The sequence below is a fragment of the Providencia burhodogranariea DSM 19968 genome (assembly GCF_000314855.2).
GTDB lineage: Bacteria > Pseudomonadota > Gammaproteobacteria > Enterobacterales > Enterobacteriaceae > Providencia > Providencia burhodogranariea.
In genome coordinates this window covers 279,086-305,523 of sequence record NZ_KB233225.1, presented here as the reverse complement: position 1 = coordinate 305,523, position 26,438 = coordinate 279,086, and the positions used below count along the sequence as shown (strand labels likewise).

Genomic DNA, 26,438 nt, shown 5'->3' with positions numbered 1-26,438 from the left:
TCCTATGAGCATTTTGGCTCATTTTATCTAAAAAACAGAACGACCAATTCGTTTTGATAACAATTCTAAAGCAGCGCACCCAACCAACGAGTTTCCTGCTGAATCTAATTCAGGTGCCCATACAGCTACAGAAAACTGATTTGGCACGACGCAAATAATCCCACCACCAACACCCGATTTGCCGGGCATTCCAATGCGAAAAGCGAATTCACCGGAACCATCATACATACCACATGTCATCATTAAGGCATTAATTTGCCGTGATTGTAGTGGCGTAATTATGGGAACGGTTGAGCACGATGAAATTCCTTGAGACGTTAAATAAGAGAAGCAACGTGCAAGCTCCACACAGTTCATACTTAAAGAACAATAATGGAAGTAATTCTCAAGAACTGTAAGGACATTATTCTCAAAATTACCAAATGATTTCATTAGGAAGGCAATTGCCGCATTACGGCTCGAATTCTCTAGCTCTGAACGTGCAACATCAATGTCGTAACCAATATCGGGTTCACACGCAAGTTGTCGAACAAATTCTAACATCCGCTGTCTCGGGGCGCTTAAACGCGTTTGCAACATATCAGCGATGATAATCGCACCCGCATTAATAAACGGATTACGAGGAATACCTTTTTCCATTTCAATTTGGATCAGCGAATTAAATGGCAACCCTGAAGGTTCTTTGCCTACTCGACTCCAAATTTCATTTTCTTCATAGCGAGTCATCGCCAGTGTCAAACTGAGGACTTTTGAAATCGATTGAATTGAAAAACGTGTTTGAGAATCTCCCGCCATAAAAGTTTCCCCTTCGGCAGTATTCACCGCAATACCTAATTGGTGAGGAGAGACATTGGCTAACGCAGGTATATAATCCGCAACCGAACCTTTCCCCATCAAGGGACGCACCTGATCTAAAATGTCATTCAGTAATTGATTGGAAAATACACTACTCACTGTGCTTTACTCCAGATAATAAAGGCTTCCATTTCGGCAGGCCTCAAACTTGTCGGTAAACTTTATTTCTTTGCAACCTACTAATAACGATAGAGAGAATAACCAAATTATTAGTTTACTTCTGATAGCACAAAGCGGGAAAAAATCGCTTTTTTCCCGCTTTGTGAGATATCTAATGCACTCTAAATGAATGCTTTAATTAATATAAGATAAGAACTTATTCCCACCAAACATCAAACAGTTCTGTCACAACGATATCTTTCATGCCTTTAGCTTTCAACCAGCTTTCAACCGCTTCACGGTGCTCTTCGGTACATTTACCGATTTTTTGTAGGCAAACAATACCTTCCCAGCTCAAGTAGCCACTTGCTTCAAAAGCTAAACCATTTGGTTCAATAGCTTCAGCAATCAGGGCATCAACCGTACTATCAACCTCTTCGATTGGTGTACCTTCAGCAAAACTCCATTTTACGATGAACCCTAATTCTTGGAATTCATCAATACGCATTTTTTTACGTAGACGACGACTGCGTTGTTGCTTAGCCATTATTTTGTCCTCTCAAACATTAAATCCCATACACCGTGCCCTAACCGCTGGCCGCGCTTTTCAAATTTCGTTTCTGGTCGTGTTTCTGGACGCGGAACATAATCACCCGATGATGATACGTTTTTATAACCTTCCGCGTTGCTCATCACTTCAAGCATATGTACTGCATATGGCTCCCAGTCGGTTGCCATATGGAAAACACCACCTACCGCAAGTTTACTGCGGATTTTATCGGCAAAAGGCGATTGAACAATACGACGTTTATTGTGTTTAGCCTTATGCCATGGATCTGGGAAAAACAGCTGAACCATTGATAAGCTCCCATCAGGGATCATACAATCCAGCACTTCAATCGCGTCGTGACACATAACACGTAAATTGGTCACATTCTCTTCTTTTGCTGAGGCAAGACAAGCCCCTACACCTGGTGCATGGACTTCAATCCCGAGAAAGTTTTTATCCGGATTTTGTGATGCCATAGTGACCAAAGAGGTACCCATACCAAAACCTATTTCTAAAACAACCGGATTTTGGTTATTAAAAACAGTAGCAAAATCGAAAGGCTGTGCGACAAAATCGATTCCCATTGCCGCCCATTCACTTTGTAGCGCATCTTCTTGGCGTTGCGTCAAACGCCCTTGACGGCGGACAAAGCTACGAACGCGTCGCATGACCCGCCCTTCTTCATTATATTCTGGGGAGATGACGTTATTGATCATAATATAAAAATTCTAAGAATTATTTGCCTAATCAAGTAAATATGCTAAAAAATGGCCGTATCTGCCTACCATTTCCAATTCGTTAATATACACTAAATCATTCGATTTGCATGTAAGCTGCTAACCGAACGCCGTCAGCAACCACACAACTTGAAGTATCACGAGTATAATAATACAGGCTTCATATTAAAGAGCTGGGAGTTTATCAAAACTCCACCAAGGATGCAGGTTAAAATTGGATAACTTTACACTCAACCACACAATAAGCGGTTTACAGCCTCTTCGGTCTATGTTGCAATCCTTGCCATTACTGATTTTTAATAGAAATAACGATAAAAACAATATATTCAATGGAAGCTCAACAATTTTCACTCGCAGTGCTTAACTGGTATCAAAAATATGGTCGTAAAACTTTGCCATGGCAAAAGGAAAAGACCTCTTATCATGTTTGGCTTTCTGAAGTTATGCTACAACAAACTCAAGTTAGCACTGTTATCCCCTATTTCGAAAAATTCATCAACCGCTTTCCTGATGTGAAAGCCCTTGCCAATGCGCCATTAGATGAAGTGCTACACCTTTGGACTGGGCTTGGTTACTATGCCCGTGCCCGCAATCTGCATAAAGCCGCGAAGGTGATAGCCGATGATTATCAAGGGCAGTTTCCAACTACCTTTGATGACGTCCTCGCACTGCCTGGCGTTGGGCGCTCAACCGCAGGTGCTATTTTATCACTGTCACAACAGCAGCATTACCCTATACTTGATGGTAATGTAAAACGTGTGCTTGCACGTTGTTATGCTGTTGAGGGGTGGCCCGGTAAAAAAGAAGTTGAAAACCGTCTATGGGAAATCAGTACGAGAGTCACCCCCAAAGAAGGCGTACAGTTTTTTAATCAGGCCATGATGGATTTAGGTGCGATGGTATGTACTCGCAGTAAACCTAAGTGTGAATTATGCCCGCTCAATTTGGGGTGCGTGGCATACGCCAACCATTCTTGGCAATCCTATCCTGGCAAAAAACCGAAACAAACGATCCCCGAAAAAACAGCTTGGTTCTTAATTATGCAACAAGATCAGCAAATCTGGCTTGAGCAACGTCCTCCATCTGGTATTTGGGGAGGGCTATTTGCATTCCCTCAATTTGAAACACAAGAACTGATGAATGAATGGCTTGCCAACTCTGGCATTCAACATGATGCACCAGAACAATTAATTGCGTTTCGCCACACTTTCAGCCATTTTCATCTGGATATTATTCCTGTTAAAGTTAATATTCAGGCGTTTACTTCAGCCATGGACGAAGGTAATGGACTTTGGTACAACTTAAATCTCGGTGCAACAATTGGCCTAGCAGCGCCAGTTGAAAGCTTATTAAAACAACTTGCTGTACCGCATGACCTTTTGAGGAAAAATAATGAGTAGAACAATTTTTTGTACTTTTTTACAACGTGATGCTGATGGTCAAGATTTTCAGCTGTATCCCGGTGAAATAGGAAAACGTATTTTTAATGAGATTTCAAAAGAAGCATGGAGCCAATGGATGACAAAGCAAACCATGCTGATTAATGAAAAAAAACTCAATACCATGAACCCTGATGACCGCAAATTGCTGGAACAAGAGATGGTTAAGTTTTTATTCGAAGGGCACGATATTCATATCGACGGCTACACACCTGAACAATAATTGATTGGTTTACCTGTTATCTGATAACTCGAATTGCATTTAGACGACAAACAACGTTATTCAACGGTACATACAAATGTACATGACTTGACGACTAACTAAGTATAGTCAACGACAATGCAATTTGAAGCATGACGGGCTTAGACCACCTGCTTGATACTGTGGATCGTATGAAAAAACTGTTAGCGATAACGTTGCTGGTGCCTCTTATCGTCTCTTGCTCCAGCAAAAAAGAGTCCAACTATAATCCCGATTATGTGAAAGACACGAATGGGTTCGATATTCTTATGGGGCAATTTGCCCACAATATCGAGAATATATGGGGAATAAAAGAAGTCCTCATTGCCGGACCTAAAGACTATGTAAAGTATACCGATCAATATCGCACCCGAAGTCACATCAACTTTGATGCGGGGACAATCACAGTAGAAACTATTTCCGCAGTAGAGCCATCAGAGCATTTGAAAAAATCGATTGTCACTACCCTATTGATGGGTGACGATCCAAACTCTATCGACCTTTACTCCGACATTAATGATATTCCGCATAGTAAAGAACCGTTCCTGTTTGGACAAGTGCTGGATAATGCGGGTGAACCGATTCGCTGGGAATGGCGCGCAACCAAATATGCTGATTATCTTGTCAGTAATAAAATGCAGCGCAGGCAATCAGGTATGAATGTTGTTTGGTCTGTGACGATGCAATTAGTGCCAAACCACCTCGATAAGCGCGCCCATAAATATCTTCCGTATATTAAAAAGGCATCAGCGAAATATGGAGTCGATGAATCACTAATCTTAGCGATTATGCAAATTGAATCGAGCTTTAACCCTTATGCAGTAAGCCGTTCTGACGCATTAGGCTTGATGCAGATTATGCCGAATAGTGCGGGCAAAGATGTTTTCCGTTCCCAAGGCAAATCAGGTGTACCAAGTCGTAGCTATCTATTTGATCCTGAGAAAAATATTGATACCGGAACCGCCTATATTGCTATTTTGCAAAATAACTATCTGGGTGAAATTCAAAATTCAACTTCACGCCGTTATGCAGTTATTACGGCTTATAATGGTGGTGCAGGAAGTGTATTACGTGTTTTCCACAGCGATAGAAAACAAGCTGCACAGAAGATTAATAAATTAGAGCCGGGTGAAGTGTATGAAACGCTTTCAACTAAGCACCCTGCTGCTGAATCTCGTAATTATCTTCTGAAGGTCAATAAAGCGCAGAAAAATTATTTGCGATAACGTTGATTAAGAAGTCGCAGTAATAAACTTAAGCCACTTACATGAAAAGCCAGTTAGGTATAAAGAATAAACTCTCACTGGCTTTACCTTTTCTAGCTCGCATTTTTATTGCGCATATTGGTTAATCATTAGCTAAGGTGTTGAAAAAAAGAGCATCCAGTCAAAACTTTTCAGAATGAGTGTTGACTCCCACAATGAAATCAGGTTTAATACGCCTCGTTGCCCGGATAGCTCAGTCGGTAGAGCAGGGGATTGAAAATCCCCGTGTCCTTGGTTCGATTCCGAGTCCGGGCACCACGCATTTATAACCCTCGCTTCGGCGGGGGTTTTTGCTTTCTATATCATTAACTTATTGGTTTGTCAGTGAATTTCATCTTTCACCCATCACCGTAATCGCTTCACGGTGGTACATTCATGAGTACGATGATACAGCCAATTAAGAACCGACACGGGGTTTATACCCTTAGAATGGCAATCCCTGCCGAACTCAAAAGCGTCCTTGGAAAAGGTGAACTTAAACGTTCACTGAAAACTAAAGATCTTGCGGAAGCAAAACACAAAGCTCCAGCCATCATTGCCTTAATGCAAGCTGAAATAGAGTCTGCTAGAAAAATCTTTAAAGGTGAACAATCCGTCACTGATGATGATATCGAGCGTATTGCATCCCTCTGGTTGACTTCAATTCTCTCCCGACCTGAACTTATTCAAGAACGATACCTATTTGATTATCCTTATGGATTAGATCTTACATTTGAAGGTAAAGCGATTGCTACTTACCTAGAGCAAAATGGCAGTACGAGAACTAGTTATAATGCTCATGCTGGATTGTTAGCAGAATTATCTGACTCTGAACCACCACTTGCATATATTGAGCAAGACCAACGGGATATCAAAATTTTACAGTTAGTCAAAAATGAGTTAACTGAATCACTTGAATTATTACCGATTGAACTTCCCCCTTCATGGAAAATCAGGCTAGCATGGCGATTAGCTGACTATAGAAACCAAGCAGCGGAAATGCTGATGGAAGATATCGTTCCTAAGTACAAAGCGACTGAAATACAGGAAAAGCCCAAAGCCCCAATATCATTTAGTGAGCTATTTGACGAATATCAAGAGCAAATTCGCCGTGATGAGCCAAACAGAGCCGAAAATCGAATCAAGGAGTACACGCCGGCGGCTAATCGCTTTAGTGCATTCATTGGGTTAAAACCCATTGAAGAAATTTCTAAAGAAGACATCTTGAAGTTTCGCTCTTTAATGGAGATGCAACCTCTTCGCCCAACAAAGGCAACTAAAAAATCACGTTAAACTGTTTAAAAATAAAGTGAACGAATCCCTAAATCCGGTTATAAATACGTATACATTTAAGTAAAAAGCTGATGTGAGAATTTACATCAGCTTTTTTCATTTTATAAATGGTTGAAGTTTAAAAGAGCAAAAACTAGCACTACTCATTCGGTGCCAATGTTTTCAATAAATTTAAGCTATCTTTTAAATTAACTTTTGACGTCATGGCTAATTTTTCTAAACCCGCGCTGATAAAAGGGATCAAGTAACTACAAGCTTGCTCTTTATCTTCAATTGAGCACAAATTCTGTGAAAGGCCACCAACGCGGTCAACCTCAGAAAAAGTGTTGCACATAACTCCAACCATAAAATCAAAACCCCATTGCACATTTTCTTCCTGTGCTGAAGGCATAGCTCGGCGTAATTCCTTTAAAAAAACATGCGCTCCCGAATCAAACTGTTCTTGCAATAACGCTAAGTTATAGCCAAGTAAAGTGGAAACAATACGCGCATAATTGCGCCAGCCCTCACCTCCATTTAAGTGCCAATAGAGATATGGCAGCACAAAAGCGTGAGCAATCTTCTCTAAACATAGAGGATTATTATCATTCTCCTCTAAAAAATGATTGAGAAGCTGAATACGTGACTGACTCAATAAACCAATACGTCGTTTCACGACAGCATCAAATAGCTCTTTCTTTGCGCCAAAATGGTAATGGGCAAGTGCAAGCTTTACACCCGCTTTTTGGGTTATATGCCGAATAGAGACTGCATCATAGCTACTTTGAGCAAACAGCTCTTCCGCGGCATTTAAGATCTTTTCCGATGTCGATATTTGCATAGCTATCCGTAACTTCTGCCTTATACAAGTGTTGATTAATGCTTACCTCGTCGGCCAACATTAATATTTCTGTTAACTATTATAAAGATCATCATTGAAAATGCTTTAGCTTTTCAAAAACTCGCTTAAATTTAACGTAACTTACTATTTTTGTTTAAAAAAACTATCACAAACAAGCGATGTTACAAAAATGTTGCTGAACATCACATTTTTGGTTATTTTTCGATCATACTCACGATCTTGATAGATTAATTTGGACGACTGTCTAATTTAAATGTAGGTTGGACGTACGACCAATAAAGAGAGTAACATAGTGATGAAAATTATTGATCTCAGCGTCACAATTGAACACGAAACTCCCTGTGATCCCCCATCAATGCCAACAAAAATAGATTATTGGGGTCACGATAAAGGCGCAGAACACATGCGTCAATTTTTCCCAACTGCTCAAGATGATGATTTACCCGATGGCCTAGGCTGGTCAATTGAATATGTTCAACTGACAACTCATAGCGGAACTCATCTCGATGCACCTTGGCATTACCATCCAACCATGAACCTAGGCGAACCCGCACGAACTATCGATCAGGTTCCGCTCGAATGGTGCTTTTCCGATGGCGTTAAACTCGATTTTTCAAAAAATCCCGGTGACGGTGGAAAAATTACCGTTGAAATATTAGAGGCTGAACTAGCACGCATTGGCTATACCTTAAAGCCATTAGATATTGTTGTCATTCATACTGGTGCAATGAAACATTGGGGAACAAGTCATTACTTAAATGCGGGCTGTGGAATGACTCGTGAAGCCACTCTTTTTTTATTAGAACGCGGCATCAAAGTCGTGGGTACTGACGCATGGAGCTGGGATCGTCCTCTATCATTAATTGCTAAAGAATTTGAAGAAACGGGTGATTCTTCCTTGATCTGGGAAGGCCATTTTGCAGGTATTGAACGTGAATATTATCATATGGAAAAGTTAAATAATCTCGACAAGCTACCCGCTTTTGGCTTCAAGATTGCTTGCTTTCCCGTAAAAATCAAAGCTGCAAGCGCCGGATGGTGCCGAGCAGTTGCCATGTTTGACCTCTAGCGGGAGATAACTCATGACACAATCTCAAGACAATGCTGTTGGCAATCCAAAAGTAAAGTGGCATGTATTAGTAGGTGGTTTTTTTGGCTATATGTTTGATGCTGTCGATATTTTATTACTCGCTGTTGCCATGCCAGTCATTATCGCTGATCTCGGGATCTCAACGGCTGATGGTGGATTACTTGCGACTTCCACAATGATCGGAATTGGCTTAAGTAGTATTGTTGTTGGCTGGTGTGCGGATACTTACGGGCGGCGTCAAACTCTGTTTTGGAGCTTAATGCTATTTAGTATTCTCACCGCAGCGATTGCGTTTACCAACACTTGGTTCGAGATTTTAGTATTGAGATTTCTTGCAGGGCTTGGCCTCGGCGGTGTTTGGAGCATTATCGTTGCCTATATTGCAGAAACGTGGCCAGCAAAACAACGCGGTCGAGCCGCCTCTTTTGTCTTGAGTTCATTCCCAGCCGGAGCCGGTTTAGCTGCATTCCTCGCTTACTTAATCATTCCTACCTATGGCTGGCGCGCCCTATTTTTATGTGGTGTCGGTGCAATCATTGCCGCTTTCTATTTCCTTATTTTTGTTCCTGAATCAGAAACTTGGAAGAAAGAAAAAGCAGCGCAAAAAGAACGAGGCGAAAAAATTCGTATTCGTGAAATTTTCTCCAAGGAGATGGCACGTAATACTTTTCTGGCGACCACTGTCGCAAGTTTTGGCCTTATTGGTTATTGGGGTTGCACCACTTGGTTACCGATGTTTCTTACCAAAGATCGCGGCTTGACTATGGAAAACATGTCCCTATTTTTTATCGTTCTTAACATAGGTATGTTCGTCGGTTATAACGTGTTTGGTGTGCTCGCGGATAAAATTGGACGCCGTAATGCCTTAATTATCTCATTCATCGGCACCGCAATTACCTTACCTATTTACGTCAATATGACTGGACACACCGCCTTGCTCATCATGGGGCCTGTTTATGCCTTCTTCACTGCATTTGTTGGCTTAATGGGATCGTATTTTCCTGAACTATTCCCTACTCGAGTTAGAACCATCGGCGCAGGATTCTGTTTCAACATTGGTCGCGGCATTTCGGCTTTCGCACCATTTGCGATGGGATTCATTGCCTTGAATTATGGGCTAGTCACGGGTCTTATCATTTGTGCCGGCTTCTTCTGCCTAGCAGGATTGATGATGTTCACCTTACCTGACCTCGACAAGGCAAGACATGCCTCAGCTGCCAAACAACCAAAAGCGGCAGTTGAACCGGAAGTTTAAATTTCAGGAGAAACCAATATGACAAATAAAACAATAATTACTGTTGCCACCACCGGGGCATTTCCAACCAAAAAAGATAACCCTAATATTCCTTTAACACCTAAGGAAATTGCGGAAGATGTATACGAATGTTGGCAAGCGGGGGCATCAATTGCCCATTTACATATGCGTGATGACGAAGGTCGCGGAACGATGAGCATTGAAAAATTCCGTGAAACTGTCGCCTTAGTTCGTGAAAAATGCGATATCGTCATTAATCTCACAACATCTGGTGATTTAAATGCCACTGATGAAACTCGAATGATCCACATTGAGGAGTTAAAGCCAGAACTCGCTTCTTATGATTGTGGATCAATGAACTGGGCACATTCAGGTTTATTTATTAATCACCCTTCCTTTTTAGAGAAGTTAGGGCAAGTCATGATTGATAACGATGTTAGACCTGAAATTGAGATATTCGATGCAGGAATGTTCTACAACTCTCTGCATTATATAAAGAAAAATCTTCTGAAAACCCCTGCTTATTATCAATTTGTACTCGGCGCAGCAGGCGGGATTGCTGCCACTGTTGAGAACTTAGTTTTCTTGCGTAATTTACTCCCCGAGAATGCACATTGGTCTGCTTTTGGTATTGGCCGAGCGCATATGCCAATTCTCATGACAACCCTTGCGATGGGCGGTCATGTTCGCGTAGGCATGGAAGACAATGTGTATTACAGCAAAGGGCGTTTAGCAAAATCCAATGCAGAATTTGTTGAACGTGCCGTTCGCCTTGCCAATGAAGTTGATCATGCTGCTGCAACACCAGATGAAGCACGTGAAATCTTGACGTTGAAAAGGAGATACTCATGAATGATATGGTGATTGTGAGTGCTGTACGTACTGCTATCGGCAATTTTGGGGGAGCATTAGCCAATATAAGCGCGACGGAACTTGGTGCAATTGTGGCTAAAGCTGCATTTGAACGCGCAGGAATCAATCCAGATTTAGTTGATGAAGTAATCCTTGGTAATGTTTTACAGGCGGGACTTGGACAAAATCCGGCTCGCCAAGTGTCATTAAAGGCTGAAATGTCTGACTCAATACCAGCAACGACTCTTAATATTGTCTGTGGCTCGGGATTAAAAAGCGTAATCTTGGCGGCACAAACAATCAAAGCTGGAGATAATAAAATTGTCTTAGCGGGTGGTATGGAAAATATGTCAGCTGCGCCTTATTTACTGGATAAAGCTCGATTTGGGTACCGTATGGGTAATGGCACCCTAACCGATAGTGTAGTTCATGATGGGCTGAGTTGTGCTTTCAACCATTATCACATGGGAATAACTGCTGAGAATGTCGCGAAATACTATGCCATTAGCCGCGAAGAACAAGATGAAATCGCATTGCGTTCACAGCAAAGAGCACAGGCCGCAATTGAAAACGGCGCATTCAAAAATGAAATTGTTCCTGTGATCGTCAAACAGAAAAAAGTAGAAGTCGTATTTAAGCAAGACGAATACCCGCGCTTTGATACATCCCTTGAATCGCTTTCTAAGTTACGCCCTGCTTTTACCAATGACGGAAGCGTAACGGCAGGTAATTCCTCTGGCATCAACGATGGTGCCGCAGCTCTGTTAGTCATGTCCAGCCAACAAGCTGCTGACCTTAGCCTCAAGCCACTCGCTCGTATTCGTGGTTATGCAACAACGGGGGTTAATCCTTCAGTCATGGGAATTGGCCCAGTATCTTCAACACTTAATGCCTTGAAAAAAGCTCAGTTAACAATTGCTGACCTTGATTTAATTGAAGCTAATGAGGCATTTGCCGCACAATTTATTGCTGTTGGAAAAGAACTTGGTTTAGATCCACAAAAAACCAACATCAATGGTGGTGCCATTGCCTTGGGGCATCCAATCGGTGCTTCAGGTGCACGCATTTTAGTTTCACTATTACATGCTCTACAGCAACAAGATAAAACCTTCGGCCTCGCGACACTTTGTGTTGGTGGTGGGCAAGGTGTATCCGTTATCGTTGAACGTTTATCTTGAAAGGGGAGTGACAGATGAAACATAAGCTTATTGAAAAAGATAAAATTATGAGCCATTTCCGTGATGGAATGAGCTTAATGTATGGCGGCTTTATGGGACAAGGAACTCCGCCGACCCTTGTCAAAATGATTTTAGATTCAGGTGTGAAAAATTTAACGTTAATTGGCAATGATACCGGTAAACCGGGCGTTGGTGTTGCACCTTTAGTTGAAGCGGGAAGAGTCAGCCGATTAATTAGCTCGCACATTGGCTTATTACCGGAAACTGGACGGCAAATGATCGCGGGTGAAATGGCGGTTGAACTTGTTCCCCAAGGTACATTAGTGGAACGTATTCGCTCAGGCGGCGCAGGTTTAGGTGGTTTTCTAACCCCAACTGGAGTAGGCACTATAGTTGAAGAAGGTAAACAACGCATAAACATTGATGGGCGCGATTATTTACTCGAACTGCCTTTACGCGCTGATCTCGCTATTATTCATGCTCATACAGGGGATAAAGCGGGAAACTTATATTATCGCTTAGCCTCTCGTAACTTTAACCCATTGATTGCATTAGCAGCAGATACTGTATTCGCTGAAGTAGAACAATTGGTTGATGTTGGCGAACTTAAACCTGATGCAATTATGACGCCAGGCATGTTAGTGACAGGTTTATTCCAAGGAGACCGATAATGGATGCAAAAATCTTAATCGCACGACGTGTCGCTCAAGAATTAAAAGATGGTGATATTGTCAATTTAGGCATTGGGTTACCCACCATGGTAGCCAACTATCTTGCGGATGGCGTTGATATTCTTCTCCAATCTGAGAATGGTTTTTTAGGTATTTGTCCGGTAGATAAAGAGAACGTAGACCCTGATTTAGCCAATGCAGGTGGACAATCATGCGGAATTATTTCGGGCGGCTCAACCTTTGATAGTGCATTTTCTTTTGCTTTAATCCGTGGTGGTCATGTTGATGCCTGTGTATTAGGTGGTTTAGAAGTTGACCAACAAGGCAATTTAGCAAATTGGATGATCCCCGGCAAAATGGTGCCCGGCATGGGTGGAGCTATGGATTTAGTGACGGGATCTCGTCACGTTATCGTCGCAATGGAGCATTGCACAAAAACTGGTGATGCAAAAATTTTACGGCAATGCCGTTTACCGCTTACTGCTCAAAATTGTGTATCAACCATTGTGACCGAGCTAGCAGTTTTTCGCTTTATTGATGGGCAATTAACGCTAGTCGAACATGCATCAGACTCTAGTATTGAAGCAATTAAAGCTTGCACTGAAGCAGAATTTATTATCTCACCACATTTGCAAAAAATATCGATTTAAGTGATTAGCATATATTTTAGAGTGTGGTGAAATTAAGGAAATGCTTAATCCACAAACTTATATTGGTTTATCCGTTGAGATAGCCGAAAAAGAAGAAAAACGTGGGCTTACTATTGCGCACGAAATTAAGCAGCAACATTCAGTTTAGGAATAAACTAACCATTGAGTTAGCTGCTACTTGAATTAAAAAATATTAAGCGCTGGGAATTATCAATTTTTAATAACGATGCTCAGCGCTTATTATAACATGTTGCTGTTTAAGTGATGTAATTCTGTTAATACCGACTTAAGAATAATAATATTTATTTAATGACTCGCTTATTTAAGTAAACTTATATTATCTATAAAAATAATAAAACCATCCTGCTTATTTTAGTTTTATTTTATAACGCATCTAGTATTAAAACACCATTTGCATTAGTCACTCCTGGACCTGATGCCGTTCCTGCTAATGTTGCACTCACTGGAATTGAACCACCCGTCAATTTATTTAAGGAAATTGCTGAGCCATTAGCTTGAACTTGTGTGCCGTTTAATGAAACTTGAGCAGAAACCCCATTACCAAAATTTAAGCGCCCATTCGTTACATTACTTCCTGTTAATTTTAATTGGTAATCCTTAGCATCACCATTTGTACAAGAAACTATTAGGTTTGTACTCTGTGTTAATCCAGAAACATTTAAACTAGTCGGAGAATAATTCAAATTTAAATTTTGGCTATTTAAACTACAAGTTGACTTAGGCTCCGGCGGATTCACAATTTCTACAGTTTCTACATATACATCACCCCCAAATACATAATCATCTACTGCTACATAGCAACCTATTACCATTACATCAACTTGTACAGTTGTTTGTATGGATACATTCATATTAGGGTTATTAGCTGTCGCTCTAGGGTTGGTAGCAAGATAACTATTTACCCATTGTAAAAATTTTTGCTTCTCCTCTTCAGTTGCTCTATCTCCAGCAATCCTAACATCACTCGGACAATTAACACGATTCCAATCACGATAACCACCATTCCCCGCCCAAGAACCATAATTCATTTTAATATTGAGCGTTTGCCAGCCATTTCCTTGTCGGCCTATAGAAGAAAATTCAGAAAGCTGAGCAGGTCCCTTCACAAGGATATAATTTCTGAAATTATCAAGGTCAACAGATATTTGACCAATACTAATTAAAGGTAATAGCATACAATAGGAAAGTAATAAAAGTTTCCATCTCATTTTTGTTTTTTTATGCATATTTTAATTCAATCCTTATCAATAATCTTAGGTATAAATCGTTTCAAAATAATATTTTCAATTCATTACTGTCTTTTATTATTACGTTTTGAACGCTTGCTAATGAATATATTCATACAATCAACTTCTATTTACTAATTTATGCTATTCATATTCCAGCATAAAAGTAGTTGTAGCCATAAATGCCCCACGCCCAACGGTTTTGGTCGATAATGCATTAGGTTCACCTTGCACATACGCTTGCAAATTAAGATTATTGCCATTTCCTGTATGTAATTTCTGAATATAGTTTTTCGGTTTATTCAGCAAAATAGGATTTCCATTTTCTGCTTCTATTCCGATAGCGATTCCACTTGCCTGACTACCTTTGTCTAAAGCTAGCAACCCCGGTAGCGCAATACTTTCGGTACCTGTAAAGGACACTTGTACCTCTTTTCCCAGTACCAAATCACAATTGATTAAACGGATGGTAAAAGGCTGGCTATGTGTTCGTGTGTTCAAATAAAGATATTTGTCCACTACAGTGCCAAAATCCAGTTCAATATTTTCATCCCCTGGAAAGACTTCACAGGCATCCTCAACTAACGTGCCATCAAATTGCACCGCTTCTGATTGGGCACTCAATGGAATGCTCAATAAGCTCCCTAACAGGAGAAAAGACCAAAATCGATATAATATTATATTCATCTTTTTTTCCTTGTTACCGAATCACTGAAAATCGATGGTCAACGTTCCTGTTGCTGTAAAATTATCCCCAACCAATTCTGTTCCAGCTCGTTTTACAGGAACTGCAGATAACGTTGGCGGGTTTGATGCATTAATTGAAAACGCCTTATTCAGCTCCAACGGGCTTCCATTTTTTTGGATTTGAATACCGAGTTTTCCGCTATTCTGAGGTGTGATTGTGCGTAACGTTGCATTATCAAACCCAGCGCCTGCTAATATTCCACTAAACGTCAGTGTTACATTCCACGGTTGGGTCATATCCCCCAGACAATCCAATTGATAAGCAATATCTTGTTTAAATAAATTACCATCAACCTTACGTACCCCGACTTTACCGAATGAGACGCGTATCGGATCGCTTTGGCTTAACTGACACACGGGAGGAATAATTAAAGCGCCATCAAATGCCCAATTAGCCTGAGCAGATGACATCATCATAAAGATCCCCAAAGCACCACAGCAGTAATATTGTTGTTTTTTTATCCGTAATCGCTTCATTGATAATTCACCTTTAATGTTGCCTGCGCGGTAAAATTACCCCCATCGGTATTGTTATAACTTGCACTACTATTTTTTATCGGTGCCGCTTTTAAAGAGGGTAAGCTGGTATAGGTAAATTTCACGGATTGATTAATCGGCTGTCGAATATCATTAATATAAAAAGCCACACCCAATTTATTGTTGCTCGTCTTTAATGCACCACTACTGTTAAATGAGGTTGCATCTCCTTCCAGCGTTAAGGTGAGATTATTTTTAGCCAATCCGGTACACGACAACCTCAAAGGTAGGTCTTTTAAATAATTGCTACCATCAATTCGCGTCAGCAAAATATCACCAAAATGTATGGCTTCTTGATTATTGTTATTCAATATACATTCTGGCGGCGTAACTATCAGATTACCGTGTAAATTTGCCCCTAAACCTAACGCAGTCGGACACATCATCACACTCAGAAAGCACAGCATCATCGGCTGCCAATAGGTGTTTTTCATCCCTTCCTCCTCAACGATAATCCACAACCATCGTTAATGTGCCGCTAAAATTACCACCATCTGTTAACACTGTTCCCGCGGGCTTAATAGGGACAGCATAGAGTGCTGGCATACTTCCTCCGTAGGTAAAGTTCAGTACGGATCCATTATTTAAACGCGTGTTATCTTGGTATACCGCAATCCCCAGATTAGTCCGATTTGTTCGTACAACACTCTGTCCATTGAGAGTAATTGCATTCCATGACAACGTCATTTTTAACGCGTTGCTGTAAACTTGGGTGCAATTTAAGGCATACTCAATTTTTGTACGTTTGTAGCTACTATTATCAATTAGCGTTTCGTGGACATCGCCAAAATTAACATCCGCAGTTGTGCCACTATTAACCGTACATTCCGGTGGCGTCACCACAAGAGAGCCATTGAAATTAATTGTAAATGCAGCTTCAGCCATGAATGGCAAAACACTCAATACGCCGAAAAGACACCCTAATCCATAACGTGTTTTCATCGCTATTTCCCACACTATTGATAATCCAAAGTCATCGTCATCGCCCCAGTAAACGCCCCAGCATCTGTTAGCATTAACCCTGTAGGTTTAACGGGCACCGCATATAAAGTTGGTTGGGTGCTTCCATATGTGAAATTTAATGATGACCCATTACTCAAACGAGTATTATCATGAAAAATAGCTATCCCTAAATTGCTTCTACTTGTTTGTATTGTAGAAACACCATTAATTGTTCTTGGTATCCATGACAATGTCATTTTGAGTGCATTTTTCGCAACACTGGAACACGACAATCCATAATTAATGGGCATACGTTTATAACTACTTCCATCAATAAGACCTTGCTGTACCTGCCCAAATCCCACAGTCATTGCATCATTGCCATTATTAATGGTGCATTGTGGAGGGGTAACAATGGTCAGTGTTAACTTCAAATTTGCGGTATCTGCCTTCGCTAAAGTGATTGCACTTCCCAACAACAAAACACTGAAAAGGCCGCCAGAAAACAACATTAAATTGTTCAACACCGCAGACAAAGCCTTCGTTAATCGCATAATAGGCTCCTAGTCATAGCTCACTTGAAACTGGAGCAGCGCATAATAAGCCCCCGCATTCAATCCCGCAGCCGTTCTAACTGGCGTCACATAGTAGGTCAATTGATTTTGCCCCGGTGAAATCAGTTGTGGTGCACTGTATTGCCCCAGTATTATCGGATGACTCTCGGCATTGCTCAGTTGTAAGCCTATTCCTTTTGCACCTGTCACCGCCGCTAAACGAGGGTCTTGCTTATCTGCAGGAGCCAAAAAGCGGATCTTCATTGCTGGCATATCAGGGCTCCACAGCAGGTTCCCCAAATTGTTCCGACTGCGACTTTCTCCGCTTAAGCAATCTTCTAAGCGCAGTTGTACCGCCACTGGCGTGCCCGTTTGACCTACCTGCTGAAGTTGTCCTGTTCCGACATTCCCCAAATTAACTGTTTGATACGCAGAGGACATGGCTAATCGACAGGCACTTTCCGTTAAGGCACCTTGCACATATAGCGTGCCATGTGCGCCATCCACATCCCAGTTATCCACCTTATCCAAGGTTGTTCCCATGGCTACGCCACTGAGTAAACTCAATCCTAAACCACTTAAGCACACATAACGGAACGTCCAATCAGTGTCTGTCATGATATTCTCCTGCAATCTCATCGATTCAAACCCTATTCCATTGTTTTATGGCTATTTTTTATCAACCACCACATGACAGCTATTACCTTGGCACTGAAACGTTAATGTAGGGCGACCACCGTAATCATTGATATAAGTCAGTACAGGGCTACTACCCAAAGCATTTGCACTCACGCTCAACGCTTGGCTGCTCTTTGGTGCGACCATCAATGGTTCAAAACCAGTTGCCGTTTCCCCTTCCTTACGCGCCTGTGCATCAACTAAGGTCACGTAATACGGCGTTGGATTAGTGACTGTATATTGATCCCCTTGGCGTGTTAGCGTGACTTTTTCTTGCCATGGGTTATCCATTTGCTCACGAGTAGGGATAATCGCTGTTGGGCGATAAAACAGCTTGATACGTGTTTGCAGTGCTAACTGCAATGTATTGGGCTTATCACTTTTAGGTGGAATTTCACGCAAGTTAAAGTAATACACCGATTCCCTATCTTGCGGTAATGTGGCCACACTCGGTAAAGATTGAATTTTGACCTGACTTTTTGCGCCTGGCTCAATTCGCTGTACTGGCGGCAAGACCGTGAACGGGTCACTGATTTTTTCGCCTTGTGCATTTTCTATCCAGCCTTGTGCTAAATAAGGCAATTGCTTATTTTCATTACTGATATTTAAACTAATTGATTTATCTTCTCCGGTGATAATCGCTCGCGTTCTATCTAATGCGACCGCGGCTTGCGCGGAAGAAAATACCATTGACATCAGCATTCCACCGATCAACAGAACAGTTGAACGATAAACGTTCGTTTTATTCATCATCATTATGTTATTCATCATATTCTCATTACTCTAAAGTCAAGAAAGACAGCCATCTTAGGCATCAATCGTTTCTTATTTTTTCTGCAACCAACTCTCTGATTGAATTGCCTGTAATTCATCCGATTTCACCGTAATAGAAGATGCAGGCATTATCGGTAATGGTGAACTTATCGATCCAGACGTTGACGCCACCGATAAGGGGGCTTGTGCAACTATTCCCGATGAATGGCACGGTAATAACCAGTTGGATAATAATGCGTCCCCTTCTGGCAACATGGCAGGGAGTGTTACTTCACACTGCACCTGATCATCCCAACGCACCTTTAGTACGTCATTCGGGTTAAGTCCCGTTAAATAAGCATTCCCATCGTCTCCAACCATACCAACCTGCTGACCGCGGGTATTGAACACCATCGCACCAAACGGCGGTGTACTGTTATCCGATAATCGCAATAACGCCATTGCACTGTGTCCTGCTACCACGTCAAATTGTCGATAACCAATTGCCCCTTCCGTTAAAGTGCCTTGTTTCACGGATTGAGCGACCTGAGCCTCATCCGGTAACGCATTCAAATCAACACTCACTTGGTTGCGGTAATAGCTATTCACATCCGTTAATACTGCTTGTCCAAAACGATTCGTCCGTACGATAGAACCATATCCACGAAACGGAATATCGGCTACGCCATCAGTGTCGACAAACACACGGGTTCCACCCAGTTGATTATTACGGTGTATCACTGCCCCTTTTTCTGTCGCAGTAAATCCACCTTGGAATGAAACACCCGCAGAACGATAACGATCTTGCTGATAGGTTGCATTAGCATTAACTTGCGCCACATCTCCTTCGCGAGTGTAATAGCCGCTGACTAATGCTCCCGTGCGTGACCAACCGGTACTTAACTGATAGTTACTGTTTTCATCGAGCCTGTCGTAGTAACTGACTCGCTGCGTATTATCATTTTCATTCCAACTGCTGTTCATACTGAGTGAGCCTTTTTCACCCCACGGCATAGACAGTGATGCATAAATCCCATCATCATTGGTCTGTTTATATCGATTTCGATACGCCGTTAAATTCACACTCAAGTTTTTCCATTTGCCAATATCAAAATACCGCGCTAGAGAAACGCTATAACGGTCATTATCGGGTTGATCCCAATAGGTTTGATGGTAGTAATTGACATACGCACTTAAGCCAACTTCGGTGAACTGTTGGTTATACGAAACCGTGTACATTTCCTTACTGTTATACTGTCGAACCCCAGTTGACTGCGCATCCAAGTATTCCGACATACTCATAAAGCCTTGTTCAGCAAATCGATAACCCGCAAAGGTTACTTGGCTATTATAGTCATCGAAGCGTTTTGAATAGCTAAGACGATAAGAGCTCCCGCGATAGGTTTCATCACCAACTTCATTTAGCCCTTTTAAATGAGAACGAGCATGGGTGATATCAAACGATAGCGCACCGAACATCAATAAATCTCGTCCTATCCCAATGGCAGCTGACGCATAATTTTCCGCCGCTATCCCACCACCATACAGAGACCAACCATTATCGACCCCCCAAGAAAACTCACCACTCGCAAACGTATCCCCACTAACATGGTGACGCCAATCAGTAGGTCTTCCTGCTGCTAACTTATAGCGTACTTGTCCCGGACGAGTCAGGTAAGGCACACTGGCAGTGTTCACTGTAAAGGTTTGAGTTGAGCCATCTTGTTCTTTGACTTCGACATTCAATTCACCTGACAGCGCATCATTTAAATCTTGAATTCGGAACGGCCCGGCCGCTACTTGTGTTTGATAGATAATACGGCCTTGCTGACTAACAATAACCGTCGCATTACTTGTCGCTACACCAGTAATTTCGGGCGCATAGCCCCGTAAATTCGGCGGCAACATATTGGTGTCGGTAATCAGGCTCAGTCCAGTAAATCGAAAACTATCAAAAATATCGGATGCGAAGTAATCTTCACCTAACGTTAGTTTTGCGCTTAACGATTTAATGGCGCGATACACGTAATAACGCGTCCAATCTAACGACGTTGTGGTGCTTTGGCCCTGTTGCTTATCGAGACGCATTTGCCAATCCGCGCGGGCACGCCATACACCAAAGTTGATACCTGCAACGCCATTACCGCTGGTGCTATAATTAGTTTGTTGCCCACTACGAGTTTGTTGGCCAACTTGCGCATTGACGTTATAGTCAAATAACATGCCTGGTAGTCCATCTTCCCACCGAGCAGGCGGATCCCAATTCTCGGCCGTATACTCAAGATAAGCTTGCGGTAAACTGATATACAGTGAAGATGCGGCCAAATCAGCTTTGACCTCAGTTCCCGGTAAGCTATTAAGAGCTAGACATTGCTCGTTATGCCACCACTGTAGTGTCGACAATAAATCAGGTTTCAAGCCTAGTTGCTCAACCAAAGTTGGGCTTAAACAAGCCTCGCTCGCATCGGGTTCATCTTCTGGAGCATAATAAAAAACAGCTTGTTCGGGTAAACTGTGTTTGTTTAAAAAAATCGTAAAACTGTATTCTCCCGGCATTAAATACCCCGGGCGGGCAAACTGACTCAAATCAATATTCGCTCGGTCATTTACATCCAAAATATCGGTATTAAATTCAATGTCCGCCGCATGGCTTTGACCACAAAGCACTAAACTTATGAGAAGCCCCATCAAACGAGGCTTCATCCGTAACAACGGCATATGAATACAATTTAGGGCCATCATTTCGACCTTCTTATTCGTTCTTTATTCATGAAGTCATTCCGCTTGTGAAACTTCCAGTTCAAAAGAGAAGAAGGTTCAGCGTCATAAAAACAGACTATTCGTAATCCAATTTAAAACGTAATTGGCTGTAATATTGTCCCGCAGCTAATGCGTCATGGTTTGCGACTAATCGTAATTGATAAGTTAAGTCTCGAGTGCCACGAGTCAGCGTTTGTACTGACATGACTTGCCCTGGTAATGCAATTTCACCATCATCATCACGTTGAATTTGTAGCCCTACCCCTTTAGCTTGTCCGTTTACGCCAAACAATCCATGGTCGTGTGGACCATCAAACGTGACACGGAAATATTGCCAATTCGGTTTATCTGGGTTTTGACGCTCAAGAACACAATTCACTAACCGGATCACAAAGGGGCGTACAGGCCCTTGCCCATCACGGTGAATCTGTGTCAGCGCTAAGCTCCCCATATCAATCGTTTGGTCTCGACTACCGACATCAATAGCACACGCGGTTTCAATAATACTGCCTTGCATCTGTACTGAGCCTTGCGCATCCATCATTGTTGATGCCATCATGAGAGCAAAAAATCCGAGGCTTGCCACTTTATATGTCGCCTTCTTTTTCATGCATCCCCTCTCAATCCGATTACTAATATTCACCAGTAGAGCATCCTTGCACTACCGGCCATGGCTAATTACTCATAAGTCAGTGTAAAGTCAGCCACTGAGCTAAATTCACCCGCAGTAATGGTTGAAATATCGCCACCGTTACCCAATAAATAGGCAGAAAAACGCAGAGTATTATTACCATCTTGGATATTTTGGAATGGCGTTGCAGTACCTAATGCGATGACATTACCGCTACCATTGGTAATTTGAATGCCAGCTCCAGATCCTGTTCCGACAATACCCAGGGTTTTATTGGTTTTATCAAATGATGCAGCTGCACCACTAAAAGTTAACTGCACGCCTTTTTCTAATTTGGTGATATCACAATTTTCTAGAGCAATATCAAAGCTGCGGGGGCTTGATTTGCCACCATCAACTAACGCCATATTAGAAACTTGACCAAGCTCTACGGTTTGATCGATAGAGTCTGGTGAGATAGAGCAAGGTGCATCAATAATCGACCCTTTAAAGGTGATTTTGCCGTGACCTTGATCGGCAGCATTTGCTGCTGAAACTAATCCCAGAGCCATAAACGTTGCCATTGCTATTGATTTGATTTTCATGAATATAAATTCCTATTTTTTGTTAAATAAATATGAGTGCTACTTTTCATTACTGATTACAGACACTCTTTTTTTGCAATGAAATAAGTTAAATAAAAAATATGTAACTTAAATAACCGAATGTAATTGAAAACCTCAAAGTAATTCACTAAATATAAAAGTACTGATGTTAAATAAAAATAAAATAAAACGAGATGAAGAAAATGAAATCTTCAACTAAAAAATACAGATGAAATTACCCGATAATTCATAGTGATAATATATAGTGAAAAAAAACCTCATTAAAATATTATCATTTGTTTTCAATAAAAATATGCAGTATCAAAAACCGATATTTTAGTTTTTAAAAACAAAGCACCTTCTGAATTACTCGTTCGTATTTCAGCAAATACATATCTAATAAGTTGTTCAAAAGAAGTATCTAAATTAGCTGTAATATTAAGCAGCATATCTACACTGAACTTATTAACACCTCGTTCATAGCGTGACATTTGTTGCTGTGAGATATTAATCTTTTGCGCTAATTCAGAACCTGTAATACCTTTCTCTTTTCTAATTCTTTTTATTACCAAACCACAGTAAATAGAAAAGAGATTATCTGGCATTTTATGCACAGAACTTTCTCTATTAATTTCTTTCATAATAGGTAGCGTTTTTTAAAATCCAAATTTATAACAATTTATTAGTTATTTCCGTATAGGGTGATTGCCTTAAGTGCTCACAAGTATAAAGAGTAATTTTTTTAAATCAAACAAGGGGAAATACACTTCATAGTGGAATTCACTATTTTTACACTTTTCATTAATTAACTTTTACCATAAAAAACAAGCAGATAAAAAAAATGGGCAATAGGTTGAATTTCATACTATCAAAATCAGAGATGTAAACAGCATTTTTCTAACTAAGAACATATTAAAAACGATATTTTAGTCTGAAATTAATATTTTTTAACAAAAATCATGGCAATTGTAACAATCCACAACAAAAAAACACCATAAACGAGTATAGAAATAATGGAGTTCAAGAAAGTCACAGATTAAATTAATTTAATCAATAAGATACAACAAACTCGATTTGAGTGTTTATTTTACTAATAATTAATAAAATATTATAAATACGACACTTATCATTAAATTCGATACCAATAATAATTGATTTACAACGGCTAAAATTCAAAATCTCATGTTGTTTGCTAAATAATAATAGGGCATCAAATAGCAAAAGCATTATTCGAACGTACAAATTAGAATATCAACACTTTAATAATGAGCTATCTAAAGTCAATTTAAACAATAAAGCACTACTCACTGCTATCTGATTACACAGGTTTCATCATTTATATTGTGTATGTTTATCTAATTAATCTTTTAAAGATATATTTTAGGGGATGGATGAATTTTTAGAAAGATAGAGATCGTTGCCAATCTGTTTAAGGGCTGTTGGTAAGAAAATGGAGGGGGTCTCAACAGATACCAATAAATACCTTTATTGGCATTTTTCGTTCAACTCATGCCTATACATCTATTAACGATTACTAACATTAATTTTTAATGCCGCCGCAATCGCAATGGGTGAAAAGGTCACGCTCGCAGCAAATAGAGCAGCCAGAATAGCAAAGTAACTATTCAATGGCATATTAAAGCTGTGCGCTTCCATCGTCCCCGTTGCATAGATCAGAATCGGAATATATAAAGGAAGTACTAATAAACTGACTAGCACGCCGCCCTTTTTCAAGGAAACAGTCAACGCTGCGCCTATAGCACCAATAAAGCTTAAAACTGGCGTTCCTAATAACAAGGTTCCCACGAGTACTAACAGTGTATTGGCATCAAAAGAGAGCATCACTGCCGCAATTGGCGAAAGTAGAATCAAAGGGACACCAGTCACTAACCAATGCGCAAACACTTTAGCTAGCACGGTCAAAAATAGTGGGTGAGGAGCAAGTAACAATTGCTCTAAAGAACCGTCTTGATAGTCATCTTTAAATAAACGCTCAAGTGATAGCAAAGATGAAAGAATTGCCGCTACCCAAAAAATACCCACAGCAATGCGTGCAAGTAATTGAGGCTCAGGGCCTATACTCAGAGGAAATAAGGTGATCACGATTAAGAAGAACCACAGCGGATTAATCAATTCAGAAAAACTTCTAAAAGCGATTTTTAGTTCTCGTTTAATGACTAACCAAAACATTATTCATCTCCGCCTGTCAGTTTTAAAGAATCGAAGTGTCCCGACATGGCCTGATGAGAGGTAAATAGAATTATCCCTCCCTGCTGAGCATGTTGATGAAAACACTCTGTCAGACGGTTAACACCCGCTACATCGATAGCAGTAAAAGGCTCATCTAATACCCATAATGGTGCATCACTTAACCATAACCTTGCAAGGTTTACTCTACGTTGTTGCCCTGCTGACAACTGACCAACAGGAATATCTTCATAGCCGATCAGTGAAACTTCCTCTAAAGCAGACCAAATGAGCTCATCTGCTGGGTGTTTATTATTTATCTGATAGTAAAACTGTAAGTTTTCATAAGGTGTGAGGAGCGATTTTACTGCGGGTTTATGGCCTAAATAAAGTAAGTCTCGAGTGAAATCTTCTTTTAACTGATAAATAGATTGCTGCTGCCATAAAATATCGCCGTCATCCGGTTTTGAAAGCCCTGCAATCATACGCAATAATGTCGTTTTACCCGCACCATTAGCCCCTTCAACTTGTAAAATCTGACCGGGTAATACGGTAAAACTCAATTGTTGAAAAAGTAATCTATTTTGTCGCTGACAGCTTATTTGCTCAGCACTTAGCATAGTGAGTTATTCCTGTTGAAAAGCTAGGCGCTTTTTGCCACTTTGTTTAACAAGATATCACTAATATTGTCATTCGATATTGTTTCACCGCAAAGTACCCTCATCAAAACTTCACCCCCCAGTGAGGATAATGAAAATGACATATCAGGATTAAGCAATCGAATTTTCTCCATATTACTTTCTTGATTAACTAATACCACTGTTTTCGCCTCTGAGCCTGCAAGCTGTTTTACACCTAAGAGAGCAAAGGTGCTCAAGGCATCACTGTCAGTCATAATCAGCACATATTTTGCTTGCTTAACATTTGCAGCCGCTAACAACTCAGTGCTAGTCGGGTCTCCTGTCACAATATTATCTTTTTCTGGATAATGTGTTCGATGGCTTTCTTGGCAAATAACAGCAACGGGTAATTCGCGATCTTTTAATCCTTGATAGGCACTCACCGCAATTGGAGTGCTACCGATGACAACATAATGATTTCTCATATAAGAAAACCTCTTACGGACGATTTCCTTCGTCCCTTTAGCTAATAGCCCAACAACATACACGACTGACGTCGTAAAAATGGTGATACCGAGAATAATAACTGAAACAGTAAAGACTCTTGCATCCGTAGAGACAGGGACAATATCGCCAAAACCGACTGTCGTCATACACACCAATGCAAAATAAAATGCGGTTGTGCCATCTTTAACAACAGGTAAGAACTCATTACCAATATAAAGAGTGCCAAAAATAGAGTAGAGCAACAATGAAATAATACAGGTCATTGCAACAAAACCAGCACTGGTTAAACTGTGATGGTGATAACGCTTCCAAAATACGCTGAGTGCAACAAGCAGACCTAATGAGAAATAGCCTTGATGAATATTATCTTGAGCAAGCTTTAGATCAACAAATGAAATAATCGCTAATAAAAAAAGCGAGAATATCCAGGCAATACGCGCACCGTTAAGCATAAATAAGGATAGAAGAATCAATGAAATTCCGAGTAAAAATCTTGGGATATCGAGCAATTTCATAAAGCCGAGAGATTTTAGCCACTCCGTAAAACCATTCGCACGCCAATCAATATAATCGGTATAAGAGCCTATGACCGGATTGATTATCATGTACCCATCGACAATGATGAGTATTGATATGACTAACCTAATAAATAAGGATGATTTCAGAAATACAATAAAAACATTATCTGACATTTTT

General features: G+C 40.7%; 29 protein-coding genes and 1 tRNA gene. 11 read left to right on the top strand and 19 right to left on the bottom strand.

Annotation, left to right across the window (positions count from 1 at the left end):
* Nucleotides 1-27 precede the first annotated feature (27 nt).
* The 3 genes from glsB to trmB form a co-directional block, all read right to left on the bottom strand.
* Entirely contained in the window at nucleotides 28-954 is a 927-nt protein-coding gene (gene glsB / locus OOA_RS17275) for a glutaminase B (RefSeq protein WP_008913459.1), read from the bottom strand.
* 217 nt (nucleotides 955-1,171) lie between these two features.
* Entirely contained in the window at nucleotides 1,172-1,501 is a 330-nt protein-coding gene (locus OOA_RS17270; RefSeq protein WP_008913458.1) for a YggL family protein, read from the bottom strand.
* Nucleotides 1,501-2,220, bottom strand: a complete 720-nt coding sequence (trmB, locus tag OOA_RS17265) for a tRNA (guanosine(46)-N7)-methyltransferase TrmB (protein ID WP_008913457.1) — start codon at nucleotides 2,218-2,220, stop codon at nucleotides 1,501-1,503. The genes OOA_RS17270 and trmB overlap by 1 nt, the downstream gene beginning before the upstream one ends.
* Nucleotides 2,221-2,570: 350 nt before the next feature.
* Here trmB and mutY point away from each other — a divergent pair, with 350 nt between their 5' ends.
* The 5 genes from mutY (at nucleotide 2,571) to OOA_RS17240 (ending at nucleotide 6,458) form a co-directional block, all read left to right on the top strand.
* Nucleotides 2,571-3,641 (top strand): A/G-specific adenine glycosylase, encoded by a 1,071-nt coding sequence (mutY, locus tag OOA_RS17260; protein ID WP_008913456.1) that lies wholly within the window; start codon nucleotides 2,571-2,573, stop codon nucleotides 3,639-3,641.
* Entirely contained in the window at nucleotides 3,634-3,903 is a 270-nt protein-coding gene (locus OOA_RS17255; RefSeq protein ID WP_008913455.1) for an oxidative damage protection protein, read from the top strand. The genes mutY and OOA_RS17255 overlap by 8 nt, the downstream gene beginning before the upstream one ends.
* A 170-nt stretch (nucleotides 3,904-4,073) precedes the next feature.
* The gene (gene mltC, locus OOA_RS17250; protein WP_008913454.1) at nucleotides 4,074-5,147 is read left to right on the top strand and encodes a membrane-bound lytic murein transglycosylase MltC; all 1,074 of its coding nucleotides are present in this window, start codon (nucleotides 4,074-4,076) and stop codon (nucleotides 5,145-5,147) included.
* 221 nt (nucleotides 5,148-5,368) lie between these two features.
* A tRNA-Phe gene (locus OOA_RS17245) sits at nucleotides 5,369-5,444 on the top strand.
* 117 nt (nucleotides 5,445-5,561) lie between these two features.
* Nucleotides 5,562-6,458 (top strand): DUF6538 domain-containing protein, encoded by an 897-nt coding sequence (locus OOA_RS17240; RefSeq protein WP_148284562.1) that lies wholly within the window; start codon nucleotides 5,562-5,564, stop codon nucleotides 6,456-6,458.
* A 139-nt stretch (nucleotides 6,459-6,597) separates the two neighbouring features.
* Here OOA_RS17240 and OOA_RS17235 read toward each other — a convergent pair whose 3' ends face one another.
* Nucleotides 6,598-7,278 (bottom strand): TetR/AcrR family transcriptional regulator, encoded by a 681-nt coding sequence (locus tag OOA_RS17235; protein ID WP_008913452.1) that lies wholly within the window; start codon nucleotides 7,276-7,278, stop codon nucleotides 6,598-6,600.
* Between the two features lie 316 nt (nucleotides 7,279-7,594).
* Between OOA_RS17235 and OOA_RS17230 the strand changes: the two genes are divergently transcribed.
* From OOA_RS17230 to OOA_RS17205, 6 genes are read left to right on the top strand one after another with little or no spacing between them, the layout of a single operon-like run.
* Complete coding sequence (locus OOA_RS17230; protein WP_008913451.1) at nucleotides 7,595-8,368, top strand: cyclase family protein; 774 nt, start codon at nucleotides 7,595-7,597, stop codon at nucleotides 8,366-8,368.
* Nucleotides 8,369-8,381: 13 nt separating this feature from the next.
* Complete coding sequence (locus tag OOA_RS17225; protein WP_008913450.1) at nucleotides 8,382-9,644, top strand: MFS transporter; 1,263 nt, start codon at nucleotides 8,382-8,384, stop codon at nucleotides 9,642-9,644.
* A gap of 18 nt (nucleotides 9,645-9,662) precedes the next feature.
* Nucleotides 9,663-10,496: a beta-keto acid cleavage family enzyme gene (locus tag OOA_RS17220; RefSeq protein WP_008913449.1), complete on the top strand. Its 834-nt coding sequence runs from the start codon at nucleotides 9,663-9,665 to the stop codon at nucleotides 10,494-10,496.
* Complete coding sequence (locus OOA_RS17215) at nucleotides 10,493-11,674, top strand: acetyl-CoA C-acetyltransferase (protein WP_008913448.1); 1,182 nt, start codon at nucleotides 10,493-10,495, stop codon at nucleotides 11,672-11,674. Before OOA_RS17220 ends, OOA_RS17215 begins: the two co-directional genes overlap by 4 nt.
* A 14-nt stretch (nucleotides 11,675-11,688) precedes the next feature.
* Entirely contained in the window at nucleotides 11,689-12,345 is a 657-nt protein-coding gene (gene atoD / locus OOA_RS17210) for an acetate CoA-transferase subunit alpha (protein WP_008913447.1), read from the top strand.
* On the top strand, nucleotides 12,345-12,995 hold the full coding sequence (locus OOA_RS17205) for a 3-oxoacid CoA-transferase subunit B (RefSeq protein ID WP_008913446.1): 651 nt from the start codon (nucleotides 12,345-12,347) through the stop codon (nucleotides 12,993-12,995). Before atoD ends, OOA_RS17205 begins: the two co-directional genes overlap by 1 nt.
* A gap of 383 nt (nucleotides 12,996-13,378) precedes the next feature.
* Here the strand turns inward: OOA_RS17205 and OOA_RS17200 are convergent, their stop codons facing one another.
* The 15 genes from OOA_RS17200 to OOA_RS17130 form a co-directional block, all read right to left on the bottom strand.
* Nucleotides 13,379-14,242: a hypothetical protein gene (locus tag OOA_RS17200; protein ID WP_008913445.1), complete on the bottom strand. Its 864-nt coding sequence runs from the start codon at nucleotides 14,240-14,242 to the stop codon at nucleotides 13,379-13,381.
* Nucleotides 14,243-14,386: 144 nt separating this feature from the next.
* Entirely contained in the window at nucleotides 14,387-14,929 is a 543-nt protein-coding gene (locus OOA_RS17195; RefSeq protein ID WP_008913444.1) for a fimbrial protein, read from the bottom strand.
* 21 nt (nucleotides 14,930-14,950) lie between these two features.
* Nucleotides 14,951-15,466 (bottom strand): fimbrial protein, encoded by a 516-nt coding sequence (locus OOA_RS17190; RefSeq protein ID WP_008913443.1) that lies wholly within the window; start codon nucleotides 15,464-15,466, stop codon nucleotides 14,951-14,953.
* The gene (locus OOA_RS17185; protein WP_008913442.1) at nucleotides 15,463-15,960 is read right to left on the bottom strand and encodes a fimbrial protein; all 498 of its coding nucleotides are present in this window, start codon (nucleotides 15,958-15,960) and stop codon (nucleotides 15,463-15,465) included. Before OOA_RS17185 ends, OOA_RS17190 begins: the two co-directional genes overlap by 4 nt.
* Nucleotides 15,961-15,970: 10 nt before the next feature.
* Nucleotides 15,971-16,468: a fimbrial protein gene (locus tag OOA_RS17180; protein WP_008913441.1), complete on the bottom strand. Its 498-nt coding sequence runs from the start codon at nucleotides 16,466-16,468 to the stop codon at nucleotides 15,971-15,973.
* Between the two features lie 14 nt (nucleotides 16,469-16,482).
* Nucleotides 16,483-17,022 (bottom strand): fimbrial protein, encoded by a 540-nt coding sequence (locus OOA_RS17175; protein WP_008913440.1) that lies wholly within the window; start codon nucleotides 17,020-17,022, stop codon nucleotides 16,483-16,485.
* A gap of 9 nt (nucleotides 17,023-17,031) precedes the next feature.
* Nucleotides 17,032-17,640 carry a fimbrial protein gene (locus tag OOA_RS17170; protein WP_008913439.1) on the bottom strand — a complete coding sequence of 203 codons (609 nt, stop codon included), beginning with the start codon at nucleotides 17,638-17,640 and terminating at the stop codon, nucleotides 17,032-17,034.
* Between the two features lie 51 nt (nucleotides 17,641-17,691).
* Complete coding sequence (locus tag OOA_RS17165) at nucleotides 17,692-18,402, bottom strand: fimbria/pilus periplasmic chaperone (RefSeq protein ID WP_473086671.1); 711 nt, start codon at nucleotides 18,400-18,402, stop codon at nucleotides 17,692-17,694.
* Between the two features lie 123 nt (nucleotides 18,403-18,525).
* Complete coding sequence (locus OOA_RS17160; RefSeq protein ID WP_040691833.1) at nucleotides 18,526-21,195, bottom strand: outer membrane usher protein; 2,670 nt, start codon at nucleotides 21,193-21,195, stop codon at nucleotides 18,526-18,528.
* A 94-nt stretch (nucleotides 21,196-21,289) separates the two neighbouring features.
* The gene (locus OOA_RS17155) at nucleotides 21,290-21,823 is read right to left on the bottom strand and encodes a fimbrial protein (RefSeq protein WP_008913436.1); all 534 of its coding nucleotides are present in this window, start codon (nucleotides 21,821-21,823) and stop codon (nucleotides 21,290-21,292) included.
* Between the two features lie 68 nt (nucleotides 21,824-21,891).
* Nucleotides 21,892-22,428: a fimbrial protein gene (locus tag OOA_RS17150; RefSeq protein WP_008913435.1), complete on the bottom strand. Its 537-nt coding sequence runs from the start codon at nucleotides 22,426-22,428 to the stop codon at nucleotides 21,892-21,894.
* 302 nt (nucleotides 22,429-22,730) lie between these two features.
* Entirely contained in the window at nucleotides 22,731-23,069 is a 339-nt protein-coding gene (locus OOA_RS17145; protein WP_008913434.1) for a helix-turn-helix domain-containing protein, read from the bottom strand.
* A gap of 883 nt (nucleotides 23,070-23,952) precedes the next feature.
* Nucleotides 23,953-24,618 (bottom strand): heme exporter protein CcmB, encoded by a 666-nt coding sequence (gene ccmB, locus OOA_RS17140; RefSeq protein ID WP_008913433.1) that lies wholly within the window; start codon nucleotides 24,616-24,618, stop codon nucleotides 23,953-23,955.
* Nucleotides 24,618-25,235 (bottom strand): cytochrome c biogenesis heme-transporting ATPase CcmA, encoded by a 618-nt coding sequence (gene ccmA, locus OOA_RS17135; protein WP_008913432.1) that lies wholly within the window; start codon nucleotides 25,233-25,235, stop codon nucleotides 24,618-24,620. The genes ccmB and ccmA overlap by 1 nt, the downstream gene beginning before the upstream one ends.
* 23 nt (nucleotides 25,236-25,258) lie before the next feature.
* Nucleotides 25,259-26,434, bottom strand: coding sequence for an ion channel (locus OOA_RS17130; RefSeq protein ID WP_008913431.1), 1,176 nt, complete (start codon nucleotides 26,432-26,434; stop codon nucleotides 25,259-25,261).
* Nucleotides 26,435-26,438: the final 4 nt, after the last annotated feature.